12 protein-coding genes are annotated in these 11,487 nt (G+C 63.1%); 8 read left to right on the top strand and 4 right to left on the bottom strand.

The window, feature by feature from the left end; all coding sequences use genetic code 11:
• Positions 1-31 precede the first annotated feature (31 nt).
• Entirely contained in the window at positions 32-646 is a 615-nt protein-coding gene (locus MTP16_RS17975) for a protein-L-isoaspartate(D-aspartate) O-methyltransferase (RefSeq protein ID WP_243512518.1), read from the bottom strand.
• 204 nt (positions 647-850) lie between these two features.
• Here MTP16_RS17975 and MTP16_RS17970 point away from each other — a divergent pair, with 204 nt between their 5' ends.
• From MTP16_RS17970 to MTP16_RS17935, 8 genes are all read left to right on the top strand, one after another.
• Positions 851-2,272 (top strand): sugar transferase, encoded by a 1,422-nt coding sequence (locus tag MTP16_RS17970; protein WP_243512515.1) that lies wholly within the window; start codon positions 851-853, stop codon positions 2,270-2,272.
• Positions 2,273-2,359: 87 nt separating this feature from the next.
• Positions 2,360-4,003 carry a S8 family serine peptidase gene (locus tag MTP16_RS17965; protein ID WP_243512513.1) on the top strand — a complete coding sequence of 548 codons (1,644 nt, stop codon included), beginning with the start codon at positions 2,360-2,362 and terminating at the stop codon, positions 4,001-4,003.
• An 84-nt stretch (positions 4,004-4,087) separates the two neighbouring features.
• A complete protein-coding gene (gene mnmA / locus MTP16_RS17960; RefSeq protein WP_243512509.1) occupies positions 4,088-5,239 on the top strand; it encodes a tRNA 2-thiouridine(34) synthase MnmA in 1,152 nt (383 codons plus the stop codon).
• Positions 5,240-5,272: 33 nt separating this feature from the next.
• Entirely contained in the window at positions 5,273-6,097 is an 825-nt protein-coding gene (locus tag MTP16_RS17955) for a hypothetical protein (RefSeq protein ID WP_243512508.1), read from the top strand.
• Between the two features lie 55 nt (positions 6,098-6,152).
• The gene (locus MTP16_RS17950; protein WP_243512506.1) at positions 6,153-7,832 is read left to right on the top strand and encodes a S8 family serine peptidase; all 1,680 of its coding nucleotides are present in this window, start codon (positions 6,153-6,155) and stop codon (positions 7,830-7,832) included.
• Positions 7,833-7,974: 142 nt separating this feature from the next.
• A complete protein-coding gene (locus MTP16_RS17945) occupies positions 7,975-8,289 on the top strand; it encodes a hypothetical protein (protein ID WP_243512504.1) in 315 nt (104 codons plus the stop codon).
• A gap of 153 nt (positions 8,290-8,442) precedes the next feature.
• Positions 8,443-9,039, top strand: coding sequence for a riboflavin synthase (locus MTP16_RS17940; protein WP_243512502.1), 597 nt, complete (start codon positions 8,443-8,445; stop codon positions 9,037-9,039).
• A 58-nt stretch (positions 9,040-9,097) separates the two neighbouring features.
• The gene (locus MTP16_RS17935; protein WP_243512500.1) at positions 9,098-9,298 is read left to right on the top strand and encodes a hypothetical protein; all 201 of its coding nucleotides are present in this window, start codon (positions 9,098-9,100) and stop codon (positions 9,296-9,298) included.
• A 26-nt stretch (positions 9,299-9,324) separates the two neighbouring features.
• Here the strand turns inward: MTP16_RS17935 and MTP16_RS17930 are convergent, their stop codons facing one another.
• Genes MTP16_RS17930 through hemF form a run of 3 tightly spaced genes read right to left on the bottom strand, consistent with a single transcriptional unit; the run spans position 9,325 to position 11,471 of the window.
• Complete coding sequence (locus tag MTP16_RS17930; protein WP_243512498.1) at positions 9,325-9,939, bottom strand: flavodoxin family protein; 615 nt, start codon at positions 9,937-9,939, stop codon at positions 9,325-9,327.
• Between the two features lie 10 nt (positions 9,940-9,949).
• The gene (locus MTP16_RS17925; protein WP_243512496.1) at positions 9,950-10,528 is read right to left on the bottom strand and encodes a phosphatase PAP2 family protein; all 579 of its coding nucleotides are present in this window, start codon (positions 10,526-10,528) and stop codon (positions 9,950-9,952) included.
• A complete protein-coding gene (gene hemF / locus MTP16_RS17920) occupies positions 10,521-11,471 on the bottom strand; it encodes an oxygen-dependent coproporphyrinogen oxidase (RefSeq protein ID WP_243512494.1) in 951 nt (316 codons plus the stop codon). Before hemF ends, MTP16_RS17925 begins: the two co-directional genes overlap by 8 nt.
• Positions 11,472-11,487: the final 16 nt, after the last annotated feature.

Genomic DNA, 11,487 nt, shown 5'->3' with positions numbered 1-11,487 from the left:
CCGCAAATGGCTAAATGATGAAGCGCGGCCTTTAGGAGCGCCAGCCGCTGGCGCCCAGCAGGGGCACAAACCTAAATTCCTCGAATTCTTCGCGCACGAACGCCTCGGGGCCTTCGCGGGTCACGCGCACCATGCGCTGCGATTGGCTGTTGCCCACCGGTATCACCAGCCGGCCGCCCACGCGCAGCTGCCGCAGCAACGCCGGCGGCAGCCCCGGCGCCCCGGCCGTCACCAAAATGCCATCGAACGGCGCCTGCGCGGGCAGGCCCACCGAGCCGTCGCCGCAGTGCAGCGCGGCCCCGCTGGCCCCCAGCGCCGCCAGCCGCTGCCGGGTGCGCGCATACAGCACCTCGTTAAACTCGATGCTGTCGACGTGGGGCGTGAGCTGCAGCAGCACCGCGCATTGGTAGCCCGAGCCGGTGCCCACTTCCAGCACCCGGTCGGTGGGCTGCACGTTCAGCAGCTGGGTTTGAAACGCTACCGTGTAGGGCTGCGAAATGGTCTGGCCCTCGCCAATGGGAAAGGCCTTGTCCTGGTAGGCGTGGTCCTGGAACGCAGGCTCAAAAAATAAGTGGCGCGGCACCGCCTGCAGCGCGGCTAGCACCCGCTCGTCGTGAATGCCGCGCTGGCGCAGCTCGCGGGCCAATGCGCGCCGCTGGCCCTGGTGCCGGTAAGAATCCTGAAGCGGTGAAATGGCGAAATCGAAAAAATGAAAGCCGAAATTAAGCCGGGCGGGCCGCCGCGCCGCCGCTGAGCTTGCCCGTTGCTGTGGGCAAGCCCGTGCGCGTCCTACCTTTGTCCGGCGCGGTTTTTGTCTTCTGGCCGCGAAAATACACCTTCCGTAACCGTTTTGCAGCTCATTCGCCGCTTTCAGTATGTCAAGCTCGTGGCCGCCGACTTTGGGGCGGCGCTTCTGGCCTGGATGTGTTTCTACCTCGTACGCAAGTACTTGCTCAACGAGCTGACCGGCTACCGCTTCACCGAAGGGGCCTTGTTCGACCTCACGGGCTCGGCCGTATTCATCGCCGTGTTCTGGACCTTCCTCTACGCGCTGGTGGGCGAATACCGGGACATCTACCGCAAGTCGCGCCTGGGCGAAATCATTCGGCTGGCCCGCGTGTCGCTTCTCGGGGCCGTGGTCATTTTCTTCACCCTGCTGCTCGACGACGAGGGGGTGATGAACTACAAGGCCTACTACAAGACGTTTTCGGCCTACTACCTGCTGCATTTTTTCATCACGGGCTTTTTGCGCACCCTGGCCGTGAGCAGCGTGCAGCGCTTGGTGCGGCGGGGCAACATTTCTTTTCCCACGCTGCTGGTGGGGTCCAACGCATTGGCGCTAAGTACCTTTCACGAGCTGGCGCGCACCGGCAAGCACCTCGGGCTGCGCCTGGTGGGCTTCGCGCCCGTCGGCGACACCGTGGACCCAGCGCTGGCCGCCGAGCTGCCCGCCCGCGGCTCCTACCAGCGGCTACCGGCGCTGGTGCGCGCCCTCAAAATCGAACAAATCGTCATCGCCATCGAACCAAGCGAGCACCGGCTTATCCAGGATATCCTGACCTTGCTCGACGGCACGCCGGCCCGGGTCAGCATCCTGCCCGACTTATACCAGATGCTGCTGGGTTCGGTGAAAGTCAGCCACTTATTCGGTACACCGCTCATCGAAATCAAGCAGGACCTGCTGCCCGTGTGGCAGGTCATCCTCAAGCGCATCATCGACGTGGTGGGCTCGTCGCTGTTTCTGGTACTGGCCTGCTGGGTGTATGCTTTCACGGCCATCATGGTGAAGCTTTCGTCGCCCGGGCCCGTGTTCTACCGGCAGGAACGGATTGGACGCAACGGCCAGCCGTTCCGCATCATCAAGTTCCGCTCCATGTTCGTGGACGCGGAAAAGATGGGCCCGGCCCTGAGTTCCGACCACGACCCGCGCATCACTAAGTGGGGCCGCTTCATGCGCAAGGTGCGCCTTGACGAGTTGCCCCAGTTCTGGAACGTGCTCAAGGGCGACATGAGCATTGTGGGGCCGCGCCCCGAGCGCCAGTTTTTCATCGACCAGATTGTCAAAATCGCGCCTCACTACCGCCACCTGCACCGCGTCCGCCCCGGCCTCACCTCGCTGGGCCAGGTGAAGTACGGCTACGCCGAAACCGTGACCCAGATGGTGGAACGTCTCAAATTCGACATTCTCTACATCGAGAACATGAGCCTGGCCATGGACTTCCGGGTGCTGCTCTACACGCTCAAGATTATTGTGGAAGGGCGGGGGAAATAGCAGGTCTGGCTAGCCGGTTTAGCGTGGGCAGGCAATGAATCGTGTCTATCTTCCGGGCAGAAAACCTTTACCTTCCTGCCAGTTCCGATGAAAAAACTCCTACCGTTGCTGCCGTTGCTGACGGCCTCTTTCCTGACCAACGCCCAACCGGCTGCCACGGCCCAGCCCGCCACCCAAACCCGGCTGATTGTGCGCCTGCAGGACAACCTGCGCACTGAGCTATTGCAGAAAAGCGCGGCCGGGCCGGCCGCGCAGCTTTTTGAGGCGGTGAACCGGAACCACAAGGCCGAGCAGGTGCAAGCCCTCAACCCGGGCAAAAACGCCTCCACGGCCCCGGCCATGTACCTCATTGCGCTGCCCGCGGGCACCGATGCCCGTCAGGCCCTGCTTGATTATCAGCAAACCGGGCTCTTCCGCTACGTTGAGCTCGACGCCGAGGGGCAGGGCGGGGGCGTACAGTCGGTGACGCCTAATGATGCGCTCTACAGCCGGCAGTGGTACCTGAAAAACAACGGCACGTTTTCGCTGTCGCCGGCCCGGGCCGGGGCCGATATTAAGATGGAAGACGCCTGGAGCATCAGCCAGGGCGATTCGTCGGTGACGGTGGCCATCATCGACAGCGGCATCAAGCTCGACCACCCCGAGTTTGCCGGGCGCATTTGGCGCAACCGCCGCGAAATTGCGGGGAACGGCATCGACGACGACAACAATGGCTTCGTGGACGATGTGCGGGGCTGGAATTTCGTTTCGAACACCAACAACCCCGCCGACGACATGGGCCACGGCACCAACGTAGCCGGCATCATCGGGGCCAATGGCAACAACGGCATCGGCTACGCCGGGGTGAACTGGGCCTGCAAGCTGATGGTGTGCAAGGGGCTCACGGCTCAGAACACCGGTTTTTACTCCTGGTGGACGAGCGGCATCTACTACGCCGTCGACAACGGGGCGCGCGTCATCAATATGTCGCTCGGCGGCACCAGCACGTCCCAGGCCATGCAAGATGCCATTACCTACGCCAACCAGCGCGGCGTGGTGGTGGTGGCTTGCATGATGAACAACAACAACGGCGTGGTGAACTACCCGGCCGGCATGACGGGCGTGATAAGCGTGGGGGCCACCAATCCCAACGATACCCGCGCCAACCCGTTTTCGTGGTCGGCCACGAGCGGCAGCAATTTCGGGCCGCACATCTCGGTGGTAGCGCCCGGCAACTACATCTACGGCCTCGATTATGCGTCCAACACCAACTACGGCGTTTACTGGGGCGGTACGTCGCAGGCCACGCCGCAGGTGGTGGGCCTCGCTTCGCTGATGCTCACGTTGCGGCCCGGCCTCACGCCGGCGCAGGTGAAGGCCATCATTCAAAACACCGCCGACGACCGGGTGGGCAACCCCGTAGAAGACGCCGTGGGCTGGGACCCGTACTACGGCTACGGGCGCATCAATGCCCCGCGCGCCCTCGCCTCCGTTGTGACGGCAACCCGCGCCGGCAATGCGGCGGCCGGGTTTCACCTGTATCCAAACCCGGCGCGGGGCCAAGTAACCCTGCAGCTTGACGATGCGCACTTGCTGCGGCAGGAGGTGCAGGTTTTTAATGCCTTGGGCCAGGTGGTCAGCCGGCAGTTGTTGGGCAGCCTCCGCCAGCAATTAGCGGTGCCGACGGCTGCGGGCACCTATTGGGTGGCGCTGGCGGGCGTGGCCGGCGGCCGGCGGCTGGTGGTGGAATAGCGCCGGCGGCTGGGCCCGGCCCTTGCCGTACCTTTGCGGAGCCGGCCGGAACCATTCAAGCTCCGGGTGAATTGCACCACCAATATGAATACGGAAACAAAAGGACGGGTACTCGTCGCCATGAGCGGCGGCATTGACAGCAGCGTGGCCGCCGTGCTGCTGCACGAGCAAGGCTACGAAGTGGTCGGGATGACCATGAAAACCTGGGATTACGCCAGCGCTGGCGGCTCCAAGAAGGAAACCGGCTGCTGCTCGCTCGACAGCATCAACGACGCCCGTGACATTGCCGTGACCCTCGGCTTCCCGCACTACATCATCGACATTCGCGACGAATTCGGTGATTTTGTGATTGATAACTTCACCGACGAATACCTGGCCGGCCGCACGCCCAACCCCTGCGTGCTCTGCAACACCCACATTAAGTGGGACGCCCTGCTGCGCCGGGCCGACCAGCTGGGTTGTCATTACATTGCCACCGGCCACTACGCCAACATCCGCCACGAAAACGGTCGCTACGTGGTGAGCAAGGGCCTCGACGAAAACAAGGACCAAAGCTATGCCCTCTGGGGCGTGAGCCAGGAGAGCCTGAGCCGCACGCTGTTCCCGCTGGGCGGCATGCGCAAAACCGAGATTTATGACGAAGCCCGTCGGCGCGGCTTCACCGAACTGGTGAACAAGCCCGAGAGCTACGAAATCTGCTTCATCCCCGACAACGACTACCGCGGCTTCCTGCGCCGCCGTGTGCCGGGTCTGGAGGCGCGCGTGGCCGGCGGCAACTTCGTGACCAAAAACGGGCGCGTCATTGGCAAGCATGAGGGCTACCCGTTCTATACCATCGGGCAGCGCAAGGGCTTGGGCGTGGCGCTGGGCTACCCGGCATTCGTGCTCGAAATCCGGCCCGATACCAACGAAGTGGTGCTGGGCAACTACGACGAGTTAGCCAGCACGGCCACCATCGTGGGCAAGCTCAACATGGGCAAGGAAGCCACGCTGGAAGGCCGCGGCCTGGTGCCCGCCATCGTGAAAGTGCGCTACAACCACGACGGAGCGCCCGCTTTCCTGGAAGAAGCAGACGGCAAAATTCGGGTGTACTTCGAGGAGCCGGTGCACGCCATCACGCCCGGGCAGGCCGCCGTGTTCTACGACGGGCATGACGTGCTGGGCGGCGGCTGGATTGAGCGCCACGTAATCGGCGAAATCCCCGTACCTTTTGCCGCCGCAACGGCCGGGCAATAAGCTGCGTTATTTCCTTTTTTCAACTCTCCACTTATGTCGGCACCTTTCCTACGCGCGCTTGATGGGCTATCCGTTCGTCGACGGGCCCTGTCCTTTGCTGCCCTCGCTCTAGCCCTGACAACGGGCGTGGCGGGCTGCAAAAACGAATCGGAAGCCATTCCCGACACGGGCACGGGCTATTACCCCATTGCTGTGGGCAACTCCTGGACCTACGCCGTGGCCGACAGCACCTGGACCGAGGCCCAGGCGTCGGGCCAGACGATTTCCCGGCCCAGCGTGCTCACGGTCAGCAACTATCAGTTTAAGGAAACCATTACCGAGGTGTTCACCGATGCCAGCGGGCAGCAGGCCTACCGGCTTGTACGCTCCAAAATGGGCCCGACGACCACCTCTTTCCGCGACGACAGCGTGTTTGTGCTCACGGCCAACGCCAACTTCGTGGCCCTGAACCGCAACAACGCCAAAACCGCGGAGCTCATCTTCCCGGTGCGGCAAGGCCGGTCCTGGAACCTGAACGCTTTCAACAACAGCTCCAACGATACCATCGTAGCCGAAACGCGGCAATACAGCCGCGTGGGGCAGGCCTTTACCACGGGCGGCGGCACCTCCGGCCTAGCGGCCAAACCCTACGAAACGACGGTGACCGTGAACAACACCGGCACGGCCACCGAAAACAGCGCCCTCAAGCGCGTGGGCTACCAACAGGTGTTTGCCAAAGGCGTGGGCCCGGTGCTGCGGCGTCGGTTTTTCTTTGCTAATTTCTACATCAACAGCAGCAGCGGCGTTTCCTACTCGGCCGGCAATTTTTTCAGTGCCACTTCCCGGCGCGAAACGCTGATTGACTACCACTTGCAGTAAGCGGCAGCTACCGTTCAGGGTTTACCGGACTGTTTAATTTCTCATGGTGACTTCGATGCTTAAATGGTTGTGGCTGGGGATGCTGGCTGCGGGCTTGACCGGGCTGGCGGCGCCGGCCGCGCAGGCGCAAGGCGGGGTGCGTCGGCACCTGGTGTACTTGCGCGACAAAACCGGCACGCCGTTTTCGGTGGCGCAGCCGCAGGCTTTTTTGTCGGCGCGGGCGGTGGCCCGGCGCACGCGCCAGGGCATTGCGGTGCTCCCGCGCGACCTTCCGGTTAATCCCGCTTACGTAGCCCAAATCCGCAGCGTGAGCGGCAGTCCGCAGGTGGTGTACACCTCGCGCTGGTTCAACGCCGTGCTGGTATCCTGCGATTCGGCCACGCTGGGCCGCATTGCCGCGCTGCCCATTGTGCGCAGCGCCACCACCCTCAACCGGTTTTACCAGGCGCCGACGCCTAGCACGCCATCGGTGCAGGTGCCGGCCCCGGCGAGCCGCACGCAGGCCACCCGCGCCCAGTACGGCCCGGCCTACCGCCAGGCTCAGCAAATCGGGGTCACGGCCATGCACGATGCCGGCTTCCGCGGCGACGGCATGCACATTGCCGTGTTCGACGCGGGCTTCCCCGGCGTCGACCAGATTCCGGCCATCCAACCTGTGTACCTGGAAAACCGCCTGGCCGGAACGCGCAACTTCGTGGACGGGGGCACCGGTGTGTACCAGCGCAGCAGCCACGGCACCAACTGTATGTCGGCCATCGCCGCCAACCAGTCGGGCTTTTACGTTGGTACGGCCCCCAAGGCCACTTTTCACCTGTGCATCACCGAAGACATCTATTCGGAACACCCGGTGGAAGAAGCCAACTGGCTGGCCGCCGCTGAGTACGCCGACTCGGCCGGCGTCGACGTTATCAGCTCCTCGTTGGGCTACACCACGTTCGATGCGCCGTCGCGTTCCTACACCTACGCCGATATGAATGGGCGCACGGCCATCAGCACGCGGGCGGCCACCATGGCCGCGCGCGTGGGCATGCTGGTGGTGAGCGCCGCCGGCAACGAAGGCGACGACCCCTGGCACTACATCTCAGCCCCGGCCGATGCCGACTCCATCATGTCGGTGGGGGCCGTCGACTCGTTGGGCAACCGGGCATATTTCAGCTCCTACGGCCCAACGGCTGACGGGCGAATCAAGCCCACGTTGGCGGTCATGGGCTTGGCGGCGGCCGTACTGGCCCCCAACGGCGCTGCCTTCCGGGGCAACGGCACTTCCTTTGCCTGTCCGATTATGGCGGGCATGGCGGCCGGTTTCTGGCAGGCCAACCCCACGCTAACCGCCCAGCAGGTCATCGCAGCCCTGCGCAGCACCGCCTCGCAGGCCAACAATCCGGACAACTCCCTCGGCTACGGCATTCCGAATTTTGTGACGGCCTACAATGTGCTGCACCCCACCGCGCCCCTGGCCGCCAAAGCCAGCGCCGCGCCGGCCGAATCCCTCGGGCTTTACCCCAACCCCAGCGGCGACGGGCCCCTGACGCTGGTGCTGCCCGCTGCGCTGCGGGGCCAGCCGCTGCGGGTGCGGGTGGTGGATGCCCGCGGGGCAGTGGTGCTGCAACAGCAGCTGCCGGCCGCCAGCGGCCGTGAGCTGCCGCTGCGCACGCCCCGGCTGGCCAAGGGCGCTTACACCTGCGAAGTGAGCGCCGGAACCGCCCGCCAAACAGTGAAATTTGTGCAGCAATAGGTGCATCAGCAGCCTGCAAAAAAAGCTCCTGTCAAGGAGCTTTTTTTGTGCCTTTTCCAAGCATATTTACTTGTTTTTGAGGGCTATAATTTGTAATTTTAAAGCATCAATTCACCCGTTCGATTGCAGGATAATGTTGCAGATGATGACCACCAAGCGCATTGGGCGCCGCCAGTTTCACTTCACCGTGGAAGGCAGTAATTTACATGAAACCGTGGCCGAATACGACCGGCTTAGCTTCCCCGACGTGGCCGCCTGCGGCCTCTGCGGTTCCGATAACCTCGACCTGACCAGCCGCGTGGCGCAGGGCAAGTACAAGTACACTTCGGTGAAATGCCTCTCGTGCCGCGCCGACCTGACCTTTGGCAAGAACAAAGACGACGACCAGAGCTACTTCCTGCGCCGCAAAGAAACCGGCGAGCTGGACTGGCGCGCTTTCGAAAAGACCGATAAATAACCCTGCCGCCAGGAAACTGGTTTACATAGCAAGAACGGCATCTCGGCTGCGGGGTGCCGTTCTTTGCCTATAAAGTGGGTTGGTGGCCGAGGTCGGCGCTAGCTTTTGCGCAGGCCTAGCCACCGGCCCATACACACCGTCACATTATCCCGCATGTTTACCGGAATTATAGAAGCCCTCGGCACCATCGTTGCCGTGGAAAATGAAGGCAGCAACCGCCATTTCACGGTGACTTCGCCCTTTGCCGCCGAGTTGAAAATAGACCAGAGCGTGGCCCACGACGGCGTGTGCCTCACCGTGGTAGCGGTGGATGCCGCGGCTGGTACCCACGTCGTTACGGCAATTGACGAAACGCTGCGCGTAACCAACCTCAGCCAGTGGGTGCCCGGCCGCCACGTGAACCTGGAGCGCTGCCTGGCCGCCAACGGCCGCTTCGACGGCCACATTGTGCAGGGCCACGTCGATGCGACGGCCACGTGCACCAGCGTGACCGACCAGCAGGGCTCCTGGCTGTTCCGGTTTCAGCATGCTCCCGGGCCCAGCCGGCTCACCGTGGAGAAAGGCTCCATTTGCGTGAACGGTACCAGCCTGACCTGCTTCGAGAGCACCGACGACGGGTTCACGGTGGCCATCATTCCCTACACCTATGAGCACACCAGCTTTCAGCAGCTGCAGGCCGGCGAAACGGTGAACCTGGAATTTGACATTGTGGGCAAGTACGTGGCCAAGTTGCTGGGGCAAAGGGCCTGATAACTTCGGCGTCGGGGCTGCGTAGGAATTGAATCTTCCACGTAAGTCCTTCCGCATCATGTCTAAACGCGAATTATTGGAGCCCCACGAGGGCGATAAGCGCTACGTCCGCCGCGACAAAGACGGCCAGATTAACCAGTCCGTAGAATTGCATAAGTCCTTGTCGCAGGACGATAAGCACAATTCTAAAAAGACCAGCAAACCCGGCGATGGCGACCGGGGCGACGGCCACACCGGCAACCGCAAACCCGCCAAGTAGCCCCGCCGAAACAAATAAGCCCGCAGCTAATCCTGCGGGCTTATTTGCATCTTAGGCATAGGCGATGGCATTTTCACCAAGTCGCTTTCGGCTTGTAGAAAGAAACTTTTTGCCCGCTCCAGGGCCGGCGCGTCGTCCTGAATATCGTTGGGGCGGGAACCGGTGCCGTAGAGCATGCCGCCCCAGGGCATCTGCATGTAGTTGGCCGTGAGGACGAGTGAGGCTTCCAGCGGTGCGGCTTCGGCCAGCTCGCCGCTGCTGACTACGATGCTCCACAGGGTCTTGCCTCGCATCTGCTCGCGGAATTCGAGGCCGGGCGTGCGCAGCCAGGCGCTCCAGTAGTCGAGGTAGTGCTTGGCGTGCACGGGCAGGCTGTACCAGTACAGCGGCGCCACTATCACCACGTCGGTGGCAGCCAGGGTAGCTTCGAGCAGGAGTTGGGCGTTGCCGGTGGGTGGCGGGTAGGGCGTGTGGTGGCGCATGTCCACGAAGTAGGGCAGCGGGTAGTCTTGCAGATGCAGCCACTGTTGGGTGGCATGCTCTGGCAAATGATGCGCGGCGCAGTAAGCGAGCTGTTCGCTGTTGCCCATGCGACGAGTGCTGGAAAGCAGGAAGAGGAAGCGTCGCGCGGCGGTGTCCATTGGTGAAATCTTACGGTTGAGCGGGCCACCACCGGGGCGCTAGCTGTTGGTAAAGGAGGGCCGCCCCCCAGCCCAGCAGTGCCCCGATGGCCGCTCCACCAAGCACATCGGTGAGATAATGAGCCCCAAGGTACATCCGGCTGTACGATAGTAAAACAGCCCAACTAAATAAAGCAATTCTTATAGCTTTAAAACGCCCGGTTGGCAACACTACGGCCAGGAAAACGGCCAGTGCCATGGAGTTAGCCGCGTGCGACGACAAAAAGCCGAATTGCCCGCCGCAGCCATCGGGCAAGTGCAGCTGGGCAAACAGCGCGGCGTCGTGGCAGGGGCGGGGCCGGCCGAAAAAGGGCTTGAACAGGCGGCTTGTGATGCTGTCGGCCAGCGCCACGGCCGCAATAACCAGCGGCAACAGCAGCAGAGCCCGCCGCCTGTAGTGGTAGATGAGCCAGCCAATGAGCACGGCATACACCGGAAACCACACCAAGCGGTTCGAGGCGAATACCATAATGGTGTCGAGCGCTGGAGAATTGGCGCGGTTGACGGCCAATATGGCAGCCCGGTCCAGGGCTTTGATGGACTCAAGCATTAGCAGAAGCATCGGCTAGCCAGTCTACCCCCTGGCGCAGCCACGCCAGGGTAGTTGCCTCGGGGGTGCCGGGTGCGGGCGGCGCAGGGTTGTAGGCCCAGCCGGTGCGGGGCGGCAGGCTCATGAGGATGGATTCGGTGCGGCCGCCGGTTTCGAGGCCGAAGCGTGTGCCGCGGTCAAAGGCTAGGTTGAACTCGGCGTAGCGGGCGCGGCGCAGGGTTTGCCAGGCTTCTTCGCGCTCGCCGAAGGGCAGGGCGTGGTTTTCGGCCATCAGTTCGGTGTAAACCGGGCCGAAGAGCTCGGCCACGTCGCGCATGAAGGCGAACAGCTCCTCGGCCGTGCCGTCGGTGCCCACGGTGAGGCGGTCGTAGAAAATGCCGCCTACGCCACGGGTTTCTTTCCGGTGAGGCAGGTAAAAGTAGGTATCAGCCCAGCGGGTGAACTTCGGGTAATAGGCGGGATTGTGGCGGTCGCACACTTCGCGCAGGCGCTGGTGGAAGCGGCTGGCCTGCGCTTCGTCCACGTAAATGGGCGTTAAATCAATGCCGCCGCCGAACCAGGCTTCGCCGTTGCCGGCCTCGAAGTAGCGCACGTTCATGTGGATGATGGGCACGCGCGGGCTGCGCGGGTGCAGCACCACGCTCACGCCGGTGGCGTAGAAATGCGGGTCGGGCATGTGCAGCTGGCGGGCCGCGGCCTCGCTCATGGCGCCCCACACGGCGGAAAAGCCCACGCCGCCCTTCTCCAGAATGCGGCCGTGTTCCAGCACCTTGGAGCGGCCGCCGCCGCCGCCTTCGCGCTGCCAGGCGTCGGTGAGGAAATGGGCCGGGCCGGCGTCGGCCGTTTCCAGCTGTTGGCAGAGGCGCAGCTGAAAGTCGGCCAGCCAGGCTTCAATTTCAGGGCGGATGGTGGGCGAGGAGGCAGGCAGCACAGAAGAATTCACCGCAGAAAGCACACAA

Origin of the sequence: Hymenobacter monticola (genome assembly GCF_022811645.1) — a bacterium.
GTDB lineage: Bacteria > Bacteroidota > Bacteroidia > Cytophagales > Hymenobacteraceae > Hymenobacter > Hymenobacter monticola.
This window is presented reverse-complemented; position numbering and strand designations above follow the sequence as displayed.